The 19,707-nt window shown below is 48.0% G+C and carries 14 protein-coding genes; 13 read left to right on the forward strand and 1 reads right to left on the reverse strand.

The genetic code is table 11. From position 1 onward, the window contains the following. Nucleotides 1-57: 57 nt before the first annotated feature. The 11 genes from scfB (at nt 58) to FYJ34_RS10530 (ending at nt 15,965) form a co-directional block, all read left to right on the forward strand. Entirely contained in the window at nt 58-1,446 is a 1,389-nt protein-coding gene (gene scfB, locus FYJ34_RS10480; protein ID WP_154478895.1) for a thioether cross-link-forming SCIFF peptide maturase, read from the forward strand. A 21-nt stretch (nt 1,447-1,467) separates the two neighbouring features. Beyond that, nucleotides 1,468-3,708, forward strand: a complete 2,241-nt coding sequence (secD, locus tag FYJ34_RS10485; RefSeq protein ID WP_154478408.1) for a protein translocase subunit SecD — start codon at nt 1,468-1,470, stop codon at nt 3,706-3,708. 335 nt (nt 3,709-4,043) lie between these two features. Beyond that, a complete protein-coding gene (locus tag FYJ34_RS10490; protein ID WP_154478410.1) occupies nt 4,044-4,457 on the forward strand; it encodes a hypothetical protein in 414 nt (137 codons plus the stop codon). Nucleotides 4,458-4,705: 248 nt separating this feature from the next. Further along, on the forward strand, nt 4,706-6,475 hold the full coding sequence (gene recJ / locus FYJ34_RS10495) for a single-stranded-DNA-specific exonuclease RecJ (protein WP_154478412.1): 1,770 nt from the start codon (nt 4,706-4,708) through the stop codon (nt 6,473-6,475). 136 nt (nt 6,476-6,611) lie between these two features. Further along, nucleotides 6,612-7,136 (forward strand): adenine phosphoribosyltransferase, encoded by a 525-nt coding sequence (locus FYJ34_RS10500; protein WP_154478414.1) that lies wholly within the window; start codon nt 6,612-6,614, stop codon nt 7,134-7,136. Nucleotides 7,137-7,162: 26 nt separating this feature from the next. Further along, nucleotides 7,163-9,508 (forward strand): RelA/SpoT family protein, encoded by a 2,346-nt coding sequence (locus tag FYJ34_RS10505; RefSeq protein WP_154478416.1) that lies wholly within the window; start codon nt 7,163-7,165, stop codon nt 9,506-9,508. 5 nt (nt 9,509-9,513) lie between these two features. After that, nucleotides 9,514-10,167 (forward strand): MBL fold metallo-hydrolase, encoded by a 654-nt coding sequence (locus FYJ34_RS10510; protein WP_154478418.1) that lies wholly within the window; start codon nt 9,514-9,516, stop codon nt 10,165-10,167. Further along, nucleotides 10,148-11,572, forward strand: coding sequence for a coproporphyrinogen dehydrogenase HemZ (gene hemZ / locus FYJ34_RS10515; protein ID WP_154478420.1), 1,425 nt, complete (start codon nt 10,148-10,150; stop codon nt 11,570-11,572). The genes FYJ34_RS10510 and hemZ overlap by 20 nt, the downstream gene beginning before the upstream one ends. Beyond that, nucleotides 11,569-12,825 carry a histidine--tRNA ligase gene (gene hisS, locus FYJ34_RS10520; protein ID WP_154478422.1) on the forward strand — a complete coding sequence of 419 codons (1,257 nt, stop codon included), beginning with the start codon at nt 11,569-11,571 and terminating at the stop codon, nt 12,823-12,825. Before hemZ ends, hisS begins: the two co-directional genes overlap by 4 nt. A 36-nt stretch (nt 12,826-12,861) precedes the next feature. Then, the gene (aspS, locus tag FYJ34_RS10525) at nt 12,862-14,652 is read left to right on the forward strand and encodes an aspartate--tRNA ligase (protein ID WP_154478424.1); all 1,791 of its coding nucleotides are present in this window, start codon (nt 12,862-12,864) and stop codon (nt 14,650-14,652) included. Between the two features lie 689 nt (nt 14,653-15,341). Then, a complete protein-coding gene (locus tag FYJ34_RS10530) occupies nt 15,342-15,965 on the forward strand; it encodes a hypothetical protein (RefSeq protein WP_154478426.1) in 624 nt (207 codons plus the stop codon). Here the strand turns inward: FYJ34_RS10530 and FYJ34_RS10535 are convergent. Next, entirely contained in the window at nt 15,962-16,798 is an 837-nt protein-coding gene (locus FYJ34_RS10535; protein WP_154478428.1) for a glycerophosphodiester phosphodiesterase family protein, read from the reverse strand. The genes FYJ34_RS10530 and FYJ34_RS10535 overlap by 4 nt on opposite strands. 111 nt (nt 16,799-16,909) lie before the next feature. On the opposite strand from FYJ34_RS10535, the gene FYJ34_RS10540 reads away from it, so the two are divergent. Together FYJ34_RS10540 and FYJ34_RS10545 are read left to right on the forward strand one after the other, a co-directional pair. Beyond that, entirely contained in the window at nt 16,910-18,460 is a 1,551-nt protein-coding gene (locus tag FYJ34_RS10540) for an MFS transporter (protein WP_154478430.1), read from the forward strand. A gap of 33 nt (nt 18,461-18,493) precedes the next feature. Continuing rightward, nucleotides 18,494-19,528: a DMT family transporter gene (locus FYJ34_RS10545; protein WP_154478432.1), complete on the forward strand. Its 1,035-nt coding sequence runs from the start codon at nt 18,494-18,496 to the stop codon at nt 19,526-19,528. Nucleotides 19,529-19,707 lie beyond the last annotated feature (179 nt).

The raw sequence follows: 19,707 nt of genomic DNA on the forward strand, positions 1-19,707 counted from the left end.
TCGGCGGCAGGGGAAGGCAGAACATTTATGTATGGCAGTAGAAAGGGGTATCAAACCTTGATTCATCAATATAAAAATAACGGATACAATATTGTGCTGGACGTGTACAGCGGAGCTGTCCATGTGGTAGACGAGGCATGTTATGATGTGATCGCCTACCTGGACAAAAACAGACTGACCACCGGCGAGGCGATTCGGGCCTGCGACAGAGAGGATCTGAGAAAGCAGGTCAGCTGGACAGCTTCGGCAGAAGAACTGGAAGAAATACTGAAAGATATCAGTGACCTGGCGGAGGCGAGACAACTGTTTACGGAGGACATCTATGAAGGGATGATCGATGCGGTAAAACAGAGAAAGACGGTTGTCAAGGCTCTTTGCCTTCATGTAGCCCATGACTGCAACCTGGCGTGCAGATATTGCTTTGCCGAAGAGGGGGAATATCACGGAAGAAGAGCCCTGATGGATCTGGAGACCGGGAAAAAGGCTCTGGATTTCCTCATTGCCCATTCGGGAAACCGAAGAAACCTGGAGGTGGATTTCTTTGGCGGAGAACCTCTGATGAACTGGCAGGTGGTAAAGGACTTGGTAGCCTATGGAAGAGAGCGGGAGAAGGAAGCCGGAAAAAGGTTCCGGTTTACCCTGACCACCAACGGAGTCCTGCTAAATGATGAGGTACAGGAGTTTGTTAACCGGGAGATGGACAATGTGGTCCTTAGCCTGGACGGAAGAAAAGAAGTGAACGACAGGATGCGCCCTTTCCGCGGAGGGCAGGGAAGCTATGACCGGATCGTCCCCAAATTTCAGAGACTGGCAGACAGCAGAGGACAGGAAAAATACTACATCCGGGGAACCTTTACCCGCAACAATCTGGATTTTTCCAAAGATGTGCTTCACTTTGCAGATCTGGGATTCCAGCAGGTATCCGTGGAACCGGTGGTAGGAGAAGAAACGGATGACTACGCGATTCGAGCGGAGGATCTGGAACAGATCATGGAGGAATACGACCGGTTGGCAAAGGAAATGATCCGAAGGGAAAAGGAAGGAAATGGTTTTAATTTCTTTCATTTTATGATAGACTTAGACGGTGGACCGTGTGTGTCAAAACGACTTTCAGGATGCGGTTCAGGGACGGAATATCTTGCAGTGACCCCATGGGGCGACCTCTATCCCTGCCATCAGTTTGTGGGGCAGGATGCGTTTTTGATGGGAAATGTCAACGAAGGGATCAAACGGCCGGAGATTGCCGATGAATTCCGGGGATGCAGCGTCTATTCCAAGGAGAAATGCAGGAGCTGTTTTGCAAAGTTTTATTGCAGCGGCGGCTGTATGGCCAATTCGGAGCATTTTCACGGAACGATCCATGACACCTACGATATCGGCTGTGAGATGCAGAGAAAACGTGTGGAGTGTGCCATCATGATAAAGGCGGCACTTGCAGAAGAATAAAGGGGAAGAGAGGAAGGAAAGATGAGTAAACAAAAAGGCATCATCAGTCTTATTCTTACGGTAGTAATCATAGGACTTCTGGGATTTGCTTCTCTGGTAGGGATCGGAAAAGACCGGACCGGAGCAATGAAAAATATCAAGCTTGGACTGGATCTGGCAGGAGGTGTCAGCATCACATATCAGGTAAAGGATAAAAATCCAAGCAGCGAAGAGATGAGTGATACCATCTACAAGCTTCAGAAGAGGGTAGAGCAGTATAGCACGGAGGCCAGTGTATACCAGGAGGGAGACGACAGGATCAACATTGAGATCCCGGGCGTATCCGACGCCAACAAGATCCTGGAAGAACTGGGACAGCCGGGAGCTTTGTATTTTATTTCCCAGACAGGTGCAGACGGCAAGGAAAATTATACCTATGACCAGAGCAAGGGAGAGTATGTGCTGACCAGGACCATTGAGGAGCTGAAGGCGGACGGCAGCATTGTACTGGGAGGAAGCGATGTGAAAAGCGCCTCTCCCAACACGAGAGAGGACGAGACGACCAAGCAGAAGAAGCATGTGGTGTCGCTGGTATTCACAAAAGAAGGAACGGAGAAATTTGCCCAGGCGACCAAGAAGGCATACGAGGCCGGCCAGAGCATTGGGATCTATTATGACGGGAAATTTGTCAGTGTGCCGAGGGTACAGCAGGAGATCACAGCAGGAGAGGCGGAGATCTCCGGTATGAAGGATTACGAAGAGGCATCTGCCCTTGCTTCCACCATCCGTATCGGAGGACTGAAGCTGGAACTGAAGGAGCTGCGCTCTAACGTGGTAGGGGCTCAGCTGGGAGAGAAGGCTATCAGCACCAGTCTGACGGCGGGAGCCATCGGCCTTGCCATCGTCTTCATTTTTATGATCGTAGTTTACTACCTGCCCGGGCTTGCATCCAGTCTGGCGCTTCTGATCTATACGGAACTGGTGCTTCTGGCACTGAATGCTTTTGACGTGACCCTGACCCTTCCGGGTATCGCAGGTATCATCCTGAGTATCGGTATGGCAGTGGATGCCAACGTCATCATCTTTGCCAGAGTCAGAGAAGAGCTGAACCGGGGAAAAAGTGTGAGAAACGCACTGAAGACCGGATTCCAGAAGGCAATGTCCGCCATTGTGGATGGTAATGTCACCACTCTGGTAGCCGCTGCGGTTCTCTGGTTTAAGGGATCCGGTACCGTGAAGGGCTTTGCCCAGACGCTGGCCATCGGTATCATCGTATCCATGTTTACAGCTCTGGTGATCACAAGGCTCATCATCTTCGCCTTTTATGCAGTGGGCTGCAGCAAGGCTTCCCTGTACTACAAGGAAAGAAAAGAGAGAGGGACCATCGATTTCCTTTCCAGAAGAAAGGTATTTTTCGGAATTTCCGCAGCGATGATCCTGGCGGGATTTGTATTCATGGGAATCAACGGTACCGGCGGAAAGGGCGCTTTTGCATACAGCCTGGAATTTGAAGGCGGAACATCCACCAATGTGACCTTTGACAAGGACTACTCGATCGAGGAGATCGACAGCAAGATCGTTCCCGTTGTAGAAAAAGTCACAGGAGACGCCAACGTCCAGACACAGAAAGTAGCCGGGACCAATCAGGTGATCATTAAGACAGTTACCCTGAACCTGGAGAAGAGAGAAGCGCTGAACCAGGCGCTGGCAGAGAATTTTAAAGTAGATGCCGAGAAGATCACGGCAGAAAATATCAGCTCGACGGTGAGTAAGGAGATGCGTCAGGACGCAGTGGTGGCAGTTGTGATTGCTACGATCTTTATGCTGATCTATATCTGGTTCCGATTTAAGGATATCCGGTTTGCGACCAGCGCCGTTGCCGCCCTGGTGCATGACGTGCTGGTGGTGCTAGCGTTTTACGCAATTGCGCGGGTATCGGTGGGAAATACATTCATTGCGTGTATCCTGACGATCGTGGGATACTCCATCAATGCCACCATCGTTATCTTTGACCGTATCCGTGAGGAACTGCGGTACCGTACCCGGTCTACCGACTTGAAAGAACTGGTAAACAAGAGCATTACCCAGACACTGACCAGAAGTATCTACACTTCTCTTACCACCTTTGTGATGGTGGCAGTCCTTTATGTTATGGGCGTAAGCTCTATCCGGGAATTTGCACTGCCTCTCATGGTAGGAATCATCTGCGGGGCATACTCTTCCGTATGCATTACCGGAGCGCTGTGGTATGTGATGAAAGAAAAGAAAGTCAAAAATAAATAGAACAGAAAAAGAAGAAGGAAAAGGGCGCCTCTATGTCGTAACAGGACAAGGAGCGCCCTTTTTGAAAGAGTAGGCAGATATTGCAATAAAGAAGGTTATACGTTACCCTTTATCAAGTCCTCATTTATCTGCATAATCTTATCAGATATGATTCTTTTGATAGGGGTTGTTGTGGTGACTTCATTGCTTATTAGAGCATTATATGCTACAATCTCATTAATATTTAGTTGATTTGGTTTCGTGTCAAGACCTGTATTTATTCTAATACTGTTGAATCTAGTTGTTGGTATTATTGGCATTAAATAATACACTTATAAAGGTCAGGAGGTTGCAGAATGAAAAAAGTTGTTAAATGGGTTGTGTGTGCTATGTTGGTTTTGTTATTGTGTTTTTCTTTTGTTGGTTTATTTGGTTTTATAAAAGGCTGTATAAGCAAAAATTTAGTTCAAGCGTTTTGTTCCGCATATAATTCAATATTTTGTGTTTTGCTGTTTTTTATAGCGTATAATATGGTGAAGATTAATGATGTTTTTAAAAATATGAATATTCAAGCATTAACTAAAAAGGTTAGAGTTACTGGGCGATTATTAATAGTTATGTCAGTGGTCGAGTTTATTTTCTATAATGTTAAGATAGAAAACGGTATTGGATTATCAAGTTTTCATATAAATTATATTATTGTTATATGTGTTATAATGTATGTTTTTCTGCAATCAATGTTAGAATATATATCTAAAAAAGAATCATAAAATATTTTGAATATCGTAGTTAGAATTGATGAAATAGTAAATCAATGAAGCGTGTATGTTTTTAGTATGACTTAGAAATTAGCTAGAATCATAAAGGCCAGTGACTGCACCGACCCTCAGAAGTTAGAACCAAAATTTAACGATTGAAGGTCGGTATTTTAATGGAAAAATAGAATGATAGAACAAATCGGTGGTGGATGCTTTTGTCACCAGTGGTGCCACCAACGAGAGGATGGAAGGGAAATAAGATGGAAAACTGGGTGTTGGTAAGAAAAGGAGGGGATTTCCAGAAGCTGGGAGAAAAGTTTGGCATCAGTCCCAGGCTGGCAGCCCTGATCCGCAACAGAGATATTACGGAAGAAGAGATGGAGGCGTATCTGTTTCCGGATAAAAAGTATCTGCATGACGGAGCGCAGATGAAGGGAATGAAAGAAGCGGTGTCGCTCCTGCAGGAAAAGATAGAGCGGGGAGCCAGGATACGGATCATTGGGGATTATGACATAGATGGAGTCAATGCCACCTATATCCTGCTAAAAGGCTGCTCCTTCCTGGGAGCAAAGGTGGATAGTGATATTCCGGACAGAATGACAGACGGCTACGGCATCAGCAGGGATCTCATTGACAGGGCTCTGAAGGATGGGATAGATACCATTATTACCTGCGACAATGGAATCGCGGCAGAAAAAGAGATCCGGTATGCGAAGGAACAGGGAATGACCGTGATCGTAACGGATCACCATGAAATCCCTTATGAGGAACAGGCAGGAGAAAAACAGTACCGCCTGCCTCCGGCAGACGTTGTAGTGGATCCCAAAAGAGAAGACGAAACGTATCCGTTTTCCGGGCTCTGCGGGGCAGGGGTGGCGTACAAGCTGCTGGAAGTCCTGTATAAAGCGACAGGGGCAGACAGGAGGGTACTGGAGGATCTGCTGGAAAATGTGGCCATTGCGACAGTGGGAGATGTGATGGAGCTGCAAGGAGAGAACCGGATCCTGACAAAAGAGGGGTTGAGCAGGCTGAAACATACGAAGAATCCGGGACTTCAGGCGCTGTTTCGGAAAAAAGAGATAGAGCAGGATAGAATCAGCAGCTACACCATCGGGTATGTGATCGGCCCCTGCCTGAATGCAGGAGGAAGGCTTCGCACGGCCAAAAAGACGCTGGAACTGCTTCTGGCAGAGGAGGAAGAAAGAGCCGGAGAGTTGGCGGAAGAACTGGCAGAGTTAAATGAAGAGCGAAAAGCCATGACAGAGGCGGCTGTCAGAGAGGCAACCGAGAGGATAGAGGCCAAAAAGGAGAGGCAGGAGAAGGTGCTGGTATCGTATCTGCCGGATTGTCACGAGAGTCTGGCAGGCATTGTAGCAGGCAGGATCCGGGAGAGATACCACCGTCCGGCCTACGTGGTGACCAAGGGAAAAGAAGGGCTAAAGGGTTCGGGTCGATCCATTCCCGCTTATCCCATGTACGAAAGGCTGTCTCTTTGCAAGGATCTTCTGATCCGTTTCGGAGGACACAAAGGAGCCGCCGGGTTTTCTCTGGAGGAAGACAAGCTGAAGGCGTTTGAAAACAGACTGGAGAACACCAGCGGGCTGACACAGGAAGATCTGGCAGAAAAAGTATGCATCGACATGGAACTTCCCTTTTCAGAAGTGACAGAGACGTTTGTCAGGGAGCTGTCCCTGCTGGAGCCCTTTGGACAGGGGAACCAAAAACCGGTATTCGGAGTGCGGAATGTGCGGGTCATGGGGGCAAGGCTTCTTGGAAAGCAGAAAAATGTTCTGAAGCTGATGCTGGCGGATCAGAGGAATACCTGGATAGATGGACTCTGCTTTTCCAGGACGGAAGTATTTTTGAAGGAAGCAGAAGAAAAATACGGGGAGCAGGCAGAAGAAGTACTGTTTGCCGGCCAGGGAACCATGAAGGTAGATCTGACTTTCTATCCCCAGATCAATGCCTACGGAGGCAGGATGCAGCCCCAGATCGTAATCACGCATTTCAGGATCAGAGATCCGGAATAAGAAACGCTACCGCAAGGAGAGAGAAAACAGGGCGGAAACGAAACAGAAACGAAACAGAAATGACAGAATTGTTTGAAAATCAAGGAAAAAAATGCTATACTAAAAAATGTATTTCAATTGGAAAAGAGGACAGGAAATGAAGCCGATAGAAGCATATGTAAAAAGTATTCCGGATTTTCCGGAGCCGGGAATTATATTCAGGGACGTTACCAGTGTTCTGCAGGATGCAGACGGACTTCGTCTGGCAGTGGATCTGATGCAGGAAAAGCTGGCGGGAATAGAATTTGATCTGATCGTGGGACCCGAATCAAGAGGGTTTATTTTTGGCGTTCCCATTGCATACAACCTGCACAAACCGTTTATTCCCATCAGAAAAAAGGGAAAACTGCCAAGAGAGACCGTTTCCATCCAGTATGATCTGGAGTACGGGACGGCAGAGCTGGAGATCCACCGGGACGCCATTCAGAAAGGGCAAAGAGTCGTGATTATTGACGACCTGATGGCCACGGGAGGAACCAATGAGGCGATGATCTCCCTGATCGAAGGTCTGGGAGGGATCGTGGTAAAAACGGTATTTTTGATGGAACTTGCAGGACTGAAGGGAAGAGACCGGCTTCAGGGCTATGATGTGGATTCTGTTCTGATCTATCCGGGAAAATAGAGAAAAGCAGAAAGGAGGGATTGGTAATGTCAGAGATAACTACATACGAGGCAATAGACGACAGGATCGCAGCAGACTTACTAAGTCCCGACAGTCTGCTGGGGCTGGAGCAGGTAGACGGCCATGCGGTAAAGGCAAAGGAGGCTTACGAGGATCCGGACGCGCTTTTTAGAATCCTGATTTCCCGCATCCGCAGATACCATCCCTCCACGGATGTATCCATGATCGAAAAGGCATATCGGATTGCCAGAGAGGCTCACGGAGACCAATACAGAAAATCCGGAGAGCCTTATATCGTTCATCCGCTGTGGGTAGCCATCATCCTGGCCAACCTGGAGATGGATAAGGAAACGATCGTAGCAGGAATGCTCCATGACGTGGTGGAAGACACCCACATCGATGAAGAGTTTGTCCGCAGGGAATTTGGAGAGGAAGTAGAGCTTCTGGTCAACGGAGTCACCAAGCTGGGACAGTTGTCCTACTCGTCGGACAAGCTGGAGGTCCAGGCAGAAAATCTGCGGAAGATGTTTCTGGCTATGGCAAAAGATATTCGCGTCATTATCATCAAGCTGGCGGACCGACTGCATAATATGCGGACACTTCAGTTTATGACGCCGGAAAAGCAAAAGGAAAAGGCCAAGGAGACCATGGACATCTATGCGCCGATCGCGCAGCGTCTGGGTATTTCCAAGATTAAAACAGAGCTGGATGATCTGGCCTTGAAATATTCTCAGCCGGAAACCTTTTTTGATCTGGTGCAGCAGATCAACGCCAGAAAGACGCAAAGGGAAGAGTTTGTCCAGCAGATCGTAAAAGAAGTGTCTGCCCACATGGAGCGGGCAGGGATCCGGGCGGAAGTTAAAGGAAGGGTCAAGCACTTTTTCAGCATCTACAAGAAAATGGTCAACCAGGATAAAACGGTGGATCAGATCTATGACCTGTTTGCCGTTCGGATCATTGTGGATTCTGTAAAGGACTGCTATGCGGCGCTGGGGGTCATCCATGAAATGTATACGCCGGTACCGGGGCGGTTTAAAGATTATGTGGCGATGCCGAAGCAAAACATGTACCAGTCTCTGCATACCACTTTGATGAGTTCGGTGGGACAGCCCTTTGAGATCCAGATCCGGACACAGGAGATGCACAAAACGGCGGAGTACGGAATCGCAGCCCACTGGAAATATAAAGAATCCGGCGACGGAAAGAAGAATGTGGGAAGTCAGGAAGAAGAAAAGCTAAGCTGGCTCAGGCAGATCCTGGAATGGCAAAGAGACATGTCAGACAACCGGGAATTTTTGAATCTGATCAAGGGAGACCTGGATCTGTTTGCGGAGGATGTGTACTGCTTTACCCCACAGGGCGATGTAAAAAACCTGCCCAATGGCTCTACGCCCATTGATTTTGCCTATGCGATCCACAGTGCGGTGGGTAACAAAATGGTAGGAGCCAGGGTCAATGGCAAGCTGGTACATATTGATTATAAAATACAGAATGGGGACAGGATCGAGATCCTGACCTCGCAAAACTCCAGAGGACCCAGCCGGGACTGGCTGGGGATCGTAAAAAGCACCCAGGCCAAGAACAAGATCAACCAGTGGTTTAAAAAGGAGTTCAAAGAAGGCAACATCGTAAAGGGGAAAGAGATGATAGCCGCCTACTGCAAGGCAAAGGCGGTAAGCATGCCACAGGTGATGATCCCCAAGTACCAGGCTGTCGTTCAGAACAAGTACGGATTTAAAGACTGGGAGGCAGTACTGGCGGCAGTGGGGCATGGCGGCTTGAAGGAAGGCCAGATCGTCAACCGTCTGGTGGAAGAATACAACAAAGACCACAAGCAGGAGCTGACAGACGAGGTAGTACTGGAGAGAGTGGCAGAGGCAGCCAAAAATAAAGTACACATTGCCAAATCCAAGAGCGGTATCGTGGTGAAGGGGATCGATGATATGGCGGTTCGTTTTTCCAGATGCTGTAACCCCGTTCCGGGAGATGAGATCGTGGGGTTTGTAACACGGGGAAGAGGTCTTTCCATCCACAGGACGGACTGCGTCAACATGATCCACCTGACAGAGGCCGAACGGAACCGGCTGATCGATGCAGAGTGGGAGACGGATGTGGTAGAAAAAGCAGGAGGCAGATATCTGGCGGAGATCAAGATGTATGCACAGGACCGGCAGGGACTTCTGATGGAGATGTCCAAGATCTTTACAGAAGCAGAGGTAGACGTGAAATCCCTGAACGTCCGCACCAGCAAGAAAGGAACGGCTACCATTGAGACAGGCTTTATTGTCAATGGAAGGGAGGAGTTGTCCCGACTTATCCAGAAATTCCGGCAGATTGAGGGCGTGATCGACATAGAAAGGACGACAGGATAGAAGAGATGAAAGTAGAACGTTTTGCAACAGGGATCTTAAGCACAAACTGCTATCTGGCGATTTGCGAGGAGACGAAAAAGACGGTGGTGATCGATCCGGCAGCGTGTCCTTCCTATTTGATGGAGCATATGAAAACCGAAGGGCTGCAGGTAGAGGCGATCCTTCTGACACATGGCCACTTTGATCATACCATGGGGATCGAGGGATTTCTCCGGGAATATCCGGTACCGGTATATGCCTGCGAGGCAGAAAAGGAGATCCTGTCTGCTCCCCGGAAAAATCTTTCCCTGACTTATACGAAGGGATATTCTTTTGAAGGCGCAACCTTTTTGCGGGATGGCCAGGAGCTGGAACTGGCAGGCTGTATCTTCCGCATGATCCACACGCCGGGACATACGCCGGGAGGCTGCTGCTACTACGTGGAGTCAGAACAGATCCTGTTCAGCGGAGACACCCTGTTTCAGAATTCGATAGGAAGAGCGGATTTTCCGGAAAGTGATCCCCAGGCTTTGCTGGATGCTATCCGGGAAAAGCTGTTTGTACTGCCGGATGAGGTACTGGTCTATCCGGGGCATATGGGAGAGACGACCATCGGCCATGAGAAACGGAACAATCCATACTGTAAATTGAGGGATGCGCATGATATCGATCATTTGTAAGAGGGAGATGAGTGTCTATCATGCCTATCATATGGTGCAGGCTTTTTTCCCATCGGCAAAGCTTCAATGCCGGGTGGAGGAGGAAGCCTCTCATTATGTGGGCGTATGGGCAGACGGCAAAGAGATCCTTCTTCTTTCGGAGGACATCCGAACAGGGGAATCGGATCGGGAATATAAGCAGAGAATGGAGCGGAAGCTGTACGACGCACTTTCGGACTACAAGGGGAAAAAGCTGGCCTGGGGCAAGCTTTCCGGCGTTCGTCCTACCAAACTTGCCATGAAAAAAATGGAAGAAGGAATGGAAAAAGAGGAGTTTCTGAGATGGTTTTACGAGACACATCGGGTCGGTGAAGAAAAAGGGAGGCTGGCCTGGGAGATCTCCGAAAGAGAAGCAAAAATCCTGGAAAAACTGGATACCCAAAAAGGGTACAGCCTGTATGTGGGGATTCCTTTTTGTCCTACCGTGTGCAGCTATTGTTCTTTTGGGTCGGGAACCTGGGAAACGTGGGAATCCCGGTCGGACGCCTATCTGGATGCCCTGTGCAGGGAACTGGAATTTCTGGGGCGGGCCTGTAAGGAAAAACGGCTGAATACCATCTATATCGGAGGCGGAACCCCCACCGCCCTGCATGCCCGTCAGCTGAAAAGGCTTCTGGAGGTGATAGACCGGCAGTTCTCCCAGGAGTTTCTGCTGGAATATACGGTGGAAGCAGGAAGACCGGACAGTATTACGGGAGAAAAACTGAAGCTATTAAAAGAACATCCGGTAACACGGATTTCCATCAATCCGCAGACCATGCAGCAAAGGACCCTGGATCTGGTAGGCAGACGCCATACCGTCAGACAGGTAGAGGAAGCTTTCTTACAGGCAAGAGAAGAGGGCTTTGATAATATCAACATGGATCTGATCCTGGGACTTCCGGGAGAGGAGCCAAAAGATGTGACAGATACCATGCGGCAGGTGGAGCGACTGGGACCGGACAGCCTGACTGTTCATGCGCTGGCCATCAAGCGGGCGGCAAAACTTTCCGTTCAGGATTTTGGAGCCGGAGAAGAGGCGTTTGCCAGGAAAATGGAGGAAATGACGAGGATCTCGGCAGAGGCGGCCCGGTCCATGGGGCTGCATCCCTATTATCTCTACCGGCAGAAAAATATCGCGGGAAACTTTGAAAACGTAGGATATGCAAAGGTTGACAAAGCGGGAATATACAATATACTAATTATGGAAGAAAAGCAGTCTATCGTAGCGGCGGGAGCCGGTGCTTCCACCAAGATCCTGCTGAAGGAAGCGGTGGAGCAAAAAGGGAAAATGACGAATCTGATCCGTATAGAAAACAGCAAAGCGATCGACGTCTATATGGATCGTGTGGAGGAGATGCTGGCAAGAAAGGAAGAGTGGTTATGACGTTGAAGAAAAAGCCGATAACAGGTATGAAGGATATACTTCCGGAGGAAATGGAGATCCGGGATCATGTGCTCGGACTGGTAAAAGAAACCTATAAAACCTACGGGTTTTCCTCCATGGAAACTCCCTGTGTGGAGCATATTGAAAACCTGTGCAGCAAGCAGGGGGGAGACAATGAGAAGCTGATCTTCAAGATTTTAAAAAGAGGAAAAAAGCTGAAGATCCGGGAAGCGCAGGAAGAAATAGACGTAGTGGACGGAGGGCTTCGGTATGACCTGACGGTTCCGTTGGCAAGGTATTATTCTAACCATGTCAGCGAGCTGCCGTCTCCCTTTAGGGCCATGCAGATTGGTCCGGTATGGCGGGCAGACCATCCCCAGAAAGGAAGATTCCGTCAATTCGTCCAGTGTGACATTGACATTCTGGGAGAAGCAGGAAATCTGGCGGAGATCGAGTTGATCCTCGCTACGACGGAGCTGTTGGGAAAACTGGATTTTTCCGGCTTTACCGTGTGTATCAATGACCGAAACATCTTAAAAGCCATGGCCTCCTACAGCGGATTCCAGGAAAAGGATTACGACGAGGTGTTTATCATTTTGGACAAGCTGGACAAGATCGGAAAAGAAAAAGTAGCGGAAGAACTGGCGCAGATGGGATATGCCCGGACCAACATCGCCACCTACCTGGATCTTTTTGACACCGTCAGTCCGGATGTGTCAGGGATCCGGTATCTGAAAGACACTCTGGGAGACCATCTGAAAACAGAGACGGCAGAGGGACTGGAGCAGATCATGGAAAGTGTTGACAAAGCAAAGTCGGCAGACTTTTCGATTTGTTTTGATCCTACCATGGTACGGGGACAGTCTTATTACACCGGAACGATTTTTGAGATCCGCATGAATGGTTTTGGAGGCTCTGTTGCAGGAGGCGGCCGATATGACAGGATGATCGGGAAATTTACCGGGCAGGATGTTCCGGCATGTGGGTTTTCCATTGGATTTGAACGGATCGTTATGCTTCTTTTGGAACGAGGGTATCGAATCCCGCATCATAAAGCGAAAAAAGCATATCTTCTGGAAAAGAAGCTGTCAGGTGCGCAGGTGCAGAAGATGCTGGAGCGGGCTGCTGCGGAAAGAAGAAGCGGGCATCAGGTTCTGGTGACATACATGAAGAAAAATAAGAGGTTTCAGAAAGAACAGCTGCAGGCAGAAGGATACGAGGAGATCACTGATTTTTATATAGATTCTATCTGAGAAGAGGGTAAGGATAAAAGGAAGGAAAGAGTAGATATGGCAGAGTCAATGAAGGGGTTGAAAAGATCCCACAGATGTGCGGAATTGTCAGACAGACAGGTGGGCGAAGAAGTCACCGTCATGGGATGGGTACAAAAAAACAGAAATAAGGGAGGTCTGGTCTTTACAGACATCAGGGACCGTTCCGGGATCATCCAGGCGGTATTCGATGAGACAGACGAAGCGCTGCGGGAAAAGGCGGCTTCTCTTCGCTCGGAATATGTGGTGGCAGTCCGGGGAAAGGTGGCAAGACGATCAGGAGCCGTAAATACAAATCTGGCTACCGGAGAGATTGAGATCCTCCCGTCAGAGCTTCGGATCCTGTCGGAGTCCGAAACACCGCCGTTTCCCATTGAGGAAAATTCCAGGACAAAGGAGGAACTGCGGCTGAAGTATCGGTATCTGGATCTTAGGAGACCGGATCTGCAGAGAAACCTGATCCTGCGAAGCCGGCTGGCAACTTTGACGCGTCAGTTTCTGGCCCGGGAAGGATTTCTGGAAATAGAAACACCGGTACTGATCAAAAGCACCCCGGAAGGGGCAAGGGATTATCTGGTACCAAGCAGGGTACATCCGGGGAATTTCTATGCTTTGCCTCAGTCTCCCCAGTTGTTTAAGCAGCTTTTGATGTGTGCCGGCTACGACAGGTATTTTCAAGTGGCAAAATGCTTCCGGGATGAGGACTTAAGAGCAGACCGGCAGCCGGAGTTTACCCAGATAGATATGGAACTGTCTTTTGTGGACGTGGAAGATGTGCTGGATGTGAATGAAAGACTTCTGGCATCCCTGTTTGAAGAAATCCTGGGAGAAAAGGTGGAGCTTCCCATTCCGCGGATGACCTGGCAGGAAGCCATGGACCGTTACGGTTCGGACAAGCCTGATATCCGATTTGGTATGGAACTGACTGACGTGACGGAAACGGTGAAGGACACTTCTTTTGCCGTGTTCCGGGGAGCCGTTGAAGGCGGAGGCACAGTCAGGGGATTGAACGTCAAGGGGCAGGCGGAGATGCCAAGGAAAAAGATCGACAAGCTGGTGGACTTTGCGAAGGGATACGGAGCAAAGGGACTGGCCTATTTGGGGATCCTGCCGGACGGAACCATCAAATCCTCTTTCTCCAAATTCCTGACAGAAGAGGAAATGCAGCAGTTGATCGGCGCAATGGAGGGAGAACCGGGAGACCTGCTTTTGTTTGCGGCAGATGAAACCAGGATCGTCTGGGACGTATTGGGAGCGCTGCGGCTGGAACTGGCGCGACAGCTGGAACTGGCAGACAAAGACGTGTTCCGTTTCCTGTGGGTAACTGAATTCCCGCTGCTGGAATGGAATCCGGATCAGAAGCGTTATACTGCCATGCATCATCCGTTTACCATGCCTTATGAAGAGGATCTGGAAAAACTGGACAGTGATCCGGGCAGTGTCCGCGCAAAAGCCTACGATATTGTCCTGAACGGCAATGAGATCGGCGGCGGAAGTGTCAGGATCTTTGATCCGTCTATCCAAAGCAGAATGTTTGAAGTTTTGGGATTTACCAAAGAACAGGCCCAGGAGCAGTTTGGTTTCCTTTTGACAGCTTTTCGTTACGGGGTACCGCCTCACGCAGGACTGGCTTACGGATTGGATCGTCTTGCCATGCTGATGGCGAAAGAAGAAAGCATCCGTGATGTGATCGCTTTCCCCAAGGTAAAGGATGCCTCCGATCTGATGACGGAAGCGCCGGGCAGGGTAGAGACCTCCCAACTGGAAGAGCTGGGACTTGCCATCCGAACGACAGAGCAGCCGTTATAGACATGCCTGATATCAGAAAAGGCTGGCATTACGAATGTACCGAGACGGCTGAAATCTCTGGCAGACCGCTATCGTGTAGTGGATTTGCGGAAATGATTTGGAATTATGACGACGTATAAAAGTCCTATAAGGACGCGGCAGGCTATGGACAAAGTCCTGAGAAAAGCCGGGTTTTCTATGTTTACGACCGCCTTTCTGACAGAACGGAATCAGAAAGGCGGTGTTTTTTTATGCTGACAAAACAGACAGACAAAAAAGAAACCAGGAAATAGCGGCAGGATACTGGCCAAACAGAAAAAATTCAACGGTCCATAATATTTGGCAGCTATTAAAAGAAATGTTATTTCGAAACAGATCTAAGACATGTTTCCTGTTACAGAAACGGCAAAAATGACAAGCTAATTACGGAATGTATGAACAAATAGAAACGTGGAAACAGATTGACATAAAAAAGAAAATTAAAAAAAGGATAGCGATACAGAAATAAATTGATAAAACAATGAAATAAACATATAATAACAAATAACAAAGCGTTCTTTATGGAGGGAAGGATCATTTTGCCGCCGGCGAAAATGAAAGGTACTAAGGCTCCATAAAAGGAAAACCAGGAATGTCTATTTGGTGCAGGGGCGCTATTTGGTCGAGCAGAAGTGTTGTGTTAGAAATGCCGTTGAAAGCGAGGTGGGAGAATGAAAAAAAGGCTTATTTTTGTGCTGGTGATGTTGTTGGGTATGGGCGGATTATATGTGGGTTCGTTAACCAAAGCAGAGGATCCGGCAAGAGAAAATGAGACAGTGAACAAAGACGCAGCTAAGGAATGGGGCCGGTATCAAAGATCAACTGGGAGATCAGGAGCAACGAAGGAAATTTACTTGGAGGGAAAGGATGCCGTGATCACCATGGAAGATTATGAGCGGACCGTTTACTTTTTTACATTACAGGGGATGGGAGAAAAGCAGGCAAAGGAGCAGGCGGAAATCTATGTAAAAGAGTCGGCGGCGCTGGAAGAAGAAGCACGTAGACAGGGTTACACAGCCAGCAAGAAAGAGATAGAAGAGAAAATCAGGGAACTTCAGAACATGGACGAACTGGATGAAACCTCCAGAAAGATGCTGGAGGATGTGATCGAGGGGTACGGCGGAGAGGAAGAGTACTGGAAGTATCAAAAAAAGGTCTATGAAAAGCTGCTTCCGGTGGAAAAAATGGCGGCAGACCTGATGCAGAAATTCCAGGAGGATCCGCAGGGAGACGGAAGCTTCCAGGAGTGGTATGAGAGGTACAAAAAGGAACTGGTCAAGAAAGAATTCTCTTAAGAAGGCTGTATCAGTGAGGCGCAGGTTTTTTCAGGCTCATAAAATTCAAAAATTTCCGCGGTGTTTCCGGCGTTGTCGTGAGGCTGTCTGCTGGTCCAGCAAACCTTTGCCGCACCCATAAGTTCACTTAATCTTACGGGCAACGGACGTGGAACATTTTTATAGGCAATGAAATCGGGGCGGCCCATAAAGTTCAAAAGGCAGAAGGACATCAGGAGAGAGACTCCCCTGGATGCACTTTCTCCATAGGAATTTACGGGAGCGGCCAGCTGCCCACGGACAACATTCTCAGCATGCTTTTTAAACCAGGCGACAATCCGCGGATCGAAGCTTTCAATGCAGTATTTCCCCTCATACCTTCGCAGATGCTCCAGAGTTTTTCTGCAGAGAACCGGATTGTTTCTACCGGTTTTCAGTTCTACGATCAGAGCAGTCCTGCCATTTACCAGAGCAAGGACTTCTGAAAACAGGGGGATGTTACTTTTTGTCTGGTGTAACTTTAAGTTTCTTAGTTCTTCGTAAGTCAATTGGTCAACTCTCTTGTCAATACCGCATACTCTCTTTAACGTATCGTCGTGAAAAACAACGACCTTTCCGTCTTTTGAAAGCTGCACGTCAAGCTCGATCCCATATCCCCTTTCGCAGGCCAGGGCGAAGGCTTCCAAAGAGTTTTCGGCAACGGTCCTGTCTTTTGTGTGAAGACCCCGATGGGCAAAGTAACGGGTATCAAGAGCTTTGAACCTGCCAAGTCCATTAGGAGAGGGGGCTGCTAAAAATGCCAGCAGGCAGAAAATTAAGAACAGGATAAAAAGTATATAAAAAATAAATACCATGTAGATTTTTCCTCTCTTTTCATGTGAGATTTCCTTTCCTCATATTGTACCATATTTGAATTTGATGTAAACAATTCCAACCAGAAGACTTTTGCGAAAAGGAGTACTCTGATGAAACTAAATTATAAAAGAACCCTTTGTGTAGGATTTGCATTTTTTCTGATCTGTATGTTCTGGCAGGCTTATGACAACACGATTCCAATGATTTTAACGAATAAATTTGGTATGTCCCAGTCCTGGTCCGGTTTTATCATGGCAATGGACAATATACTTGCCTTATTTATGCTTCCTCTTTTTGGCGCCCTTTCAGACAGATCCAAAAACCCCAGAGGCAGACGCACTCCCTTCATTGTTGCAGGTACGATCGTTGCGGTCATTGCACTGCTGTCACTTTCTTTCGTTGACAGGATACAGCTGTCGAAGATAGAAGAGGTATCCAAAATTGACGACAGAGCGGCGTTGTCTACCATTTACGAAGCGGTAGAAGACAGGGAGCTGGTCACGCCTCAGGGAGAGAGGTTTACTCTTGGGGAAAAATTTCAAAAGGAGACGTTTTCCTCCATTCCAAGCACTGTTCTGGTTGAGGGAAAAACAAAGACCAATCATGCTTATACCAATTATGTCGTTCCGGCAAGACAGGCTTATGTCCGGGAGATCACCAGAGATTCCAGGTGGGTTCTTTTCCTGTTCATGGCGATTTTGCTGCTCCTTCTGTTGGCAATGTCAACCTTCCGGGCGCCGGCGGTAGCATTGATGCCGGACGTAACGGTGAAGCCTCTCAGATCCAAAGCCAATGCCGTAATAAATTTAATGGGAACGGCAGGAGGAATACTGATTCTTATTTTGGGGGTCTTCTTCAAAACAAGTGCCCTTTCAAATTCCATGATGAGTTATCTGCCCTTCTTTTCTGTGATCGGAGGACTGATGATAGCTGCTTTGGTAGTGTTTTTATTTACCGTCGATGAAGTGACATTTGTGAAAGAAATGAGGGAAGAAAGTAGAAAATATGGATTGGAGGAGGAAGAAAAAGAGGAAATTTCAGAGAAGAGAGACTTGGGGAAGGGACAGTTTCAGTCGCTGTTGTTTCTTTTGGCGTCTATCGTGTTCTGGTTCATGGGATATAATGCTGTCACATCCAAATACTCTGTGTACGCGACGACGGTTCTCCATAAAGACTATAATCTGACCCTTATGATAGCACAGATCGCAGCGATCGTATCCTATCTCCCCGTCGGGATCGCTGCTTCAAGAATCGGAAGAAAAAAGACGATTATGGCAGGAGTGATAATGCTGGCGGCAGCATTTTTGGGGGCTATGACATTAAATTCCGACAGTCCCGCTTTGCTGATGAATCTATTCTTTGCTTTGGCAGGGATCGCCTGGGCTACGATCAATGTAAATTCCTTTCCGATGGTGGTAGAAATGTGCAGTGGAAGTGATGTGGGAAAATATACGGGCTATTACTATACTGCATCCATGGCAGCACAGGTAGTCACGCCGATTCTTTCGGGAATGTTGATGGATCAGTTTGGAATGGGAACCTTATTCCCTTATGCGGCAATTTTTGTGACGGCGGCCTTTGTCACTATGTTTTTTGTGAGGCATGGCGACTCGAAACAGATCGCAAAGACTGGACTGTCTGCATTTGAGGATATGGATTAGGAACAGAAAATGAGGAGGTATGAGGAAGGTTTGATGAGTAAGAAAGTATTGCCGATCATATATGCGTTACTGGCAGCAGTTTTTTACGGGATAAACGTGCCGTTTTCCAAAATGCTTTTCCCCTATATTTCACCGACGCTTCTGGCGGGATTGCTTTATCTGGGAGCCGGGACCGGCGTGGGAATCCTACGCCTTTTCTCTGGAAAGAAAGGGAGAGAGGAGGATAAGCTTGCAAAAGAAGACCTGCCTTATGTAGTTGGCATGATCCTTCTTGATATCGCGGCGCCTATTCTCCTGATGCTGGGGATCCGGTACGGCTCTTCAGCCGGGGCTTCTCTTTTGGGAAACTTTGAAATTGTCGCAACTTCTCTCGTTGCTCTCGTTATTTTTAAAGAGAAGATCACGAAAAGACTCTGGATCGCCATTTCCTTGATAACGACGGCAAGCATCCTGCTTTCTTATCAGAAAACGACAGGCCTGGACATCACATACGGCTCCCTATTCGTCATTCTTGCTACCATCTGCTGGGGATTTGAAAACAACTGCACCCGCAAAATAGCGGAGAAAAGCATCTATCAGATCGTCATCATAAAGGGACTCTTTTCAGGGGGAGGAGCGCTGACAATCGGCCTGTTTTTGGGAGAAACTATTCCGAAGCTGCCATATCTTTTATCGGCGATGCTGCTGGGATTTGCATCTTATGGACTTAGCATATTTGTATATATAAGAGCACAAAGAGACCTGGGCGCAGCCAAGACGAGCGCCTACTATGCCACCGCTCCGTTTCTAGGCTCCTTTTTATCTTTTGTGTTATTGGGGGAAAAATTATCGGCAGCCTATAGCGTTGCCCTGGTGGTCATGATCGTGGGGACGGTCTTTGTGATCCTGGATACTCTCATGAAATCTCATTCGCATCTTCATGAACACAGGATCCTTCATACGCACGGCGGCATCACACACATTCATGTAATCCGGCACGAGCATGTCCATACGCATATAAAGACAGAAGCGCAACATGCGCATTATCACAGGAGAAGAACGATAGAACATGATCCGCATCACAAGTAAAGAGGGAGCTTTTGTTTCATGGAACACATTTTATCCTACAACTCTACAATTCTATAATTCCACAATTTCGGCTTATAGGACAAAACGTGTTGGTCTATAACTCTTAAAATATTTTGTCCTATAATTCAAATATAACTCGCAATTTTCCTGCGAAAACAAAAAACAGTACCCTGATCATC

The sequence above is a fragment of the Suipraeoptans intestinalis genome (assembly GCF_009696485.1).
Taxonomy (GTDB): Bacteria; Bacillota; Clostridia; order Lachnospirales; family Lachnospiraceae; genus Suipraeoptans; species Suipraeoptans intestinalis.

Excerpts from the sequence above, each read along its gene's own strand:
- secD (WP_154478408.1), top strand. The coding sequence starts at position 1,468 with ATGAGTAAACAAAAAGGCATCATCAGTCTTATTCTTACGGTAGTAATC.
- FYJ34_RS10545 (WP_154478432.1), top strand. The coding sequence starts at position 18,494 with ATGAGTAAGAAAGTATTGCCGATCATATATGCGTTACTGGCAGCAGTT.
- FYJ34_RS10490 (WP_154478410.1), top strand. The coding sequence starts at position 4,044 with ATGAAAAAAGTTGTTAAATGGGTTGTGTGTGCTATGTTGGTTTTGTTA.
- FYJ34_RS10530 (WP_154478426.1), top strand. The coding sequence starts at position 15,342 with ATGAAAAAAAGGCTTATTTTTGTGCTGGTGATGTTGTTGGGTATGGGC.
- recJ (WP_154478412.1), top strand. The coding sequence starts at position 4,706 with ATGGAAAACTGGGTGTTGGTAAGAAAAGGAGGGGATTTCCAGAAGCTG.
- FYJ34_RS10505 (WP_154478416.1), top strand. The coding sequence starts at position 7,163 with ATGTCAGAGATAACTACATACGAGGCAATAGACGACAGGATCGCAGCA.
- hisS (WP_154478422.1), top strand. The coding sequence starts at position 11,569 with ATGACGTTGAAGAAAAAGCCGATAACAGGTATGAAGGATATACTTCCG.
- FYJ34_RS10500 (WP_154478414.1), top strand. The coding sequence starts at position 6,612 with ATGAAGCCGATAGAAGCATATGTAAAAAGTATTCCGGATTTTCCGGAG.
- aspS (WP_154478424.1), top strand. The coding sequence starts at position 12,862 with ATGGCAGAGTCAATGAAGGGGTTGAAAAGATCCCACAGATGTGCGGAA.
- FYJ34_RS10540 (WP_154478430.1), top strand. The coding sequence starts at position 16,910 with ATGAAACTAAATTATAAAAGAACCCTTTGTGTAGGATTTGCATTTTTT.
- FYJ34_RS10510 (WP_154478418.1), top strand. The coding sequence starts at position 9,514 with ATGAAAGTAGAACGTTTTGCAACAGGGATCTTAAGCACAAACTGCTAT.
- FYJ34_RS10535 (WP_154478428.1), bottom strand. The coding sequence starts at position 16,798 with ATGGTATTTATTTTTTATATACTTTTTATCCTGTTCTTAATTTTCTGC.
- hemZ (WP_154478420.1), top strand. The coding sequence starts at position 10,148 with ATGATATCGATCATTTGTAAGAGGGAGATGAGTGTCTATCATGCCTAT.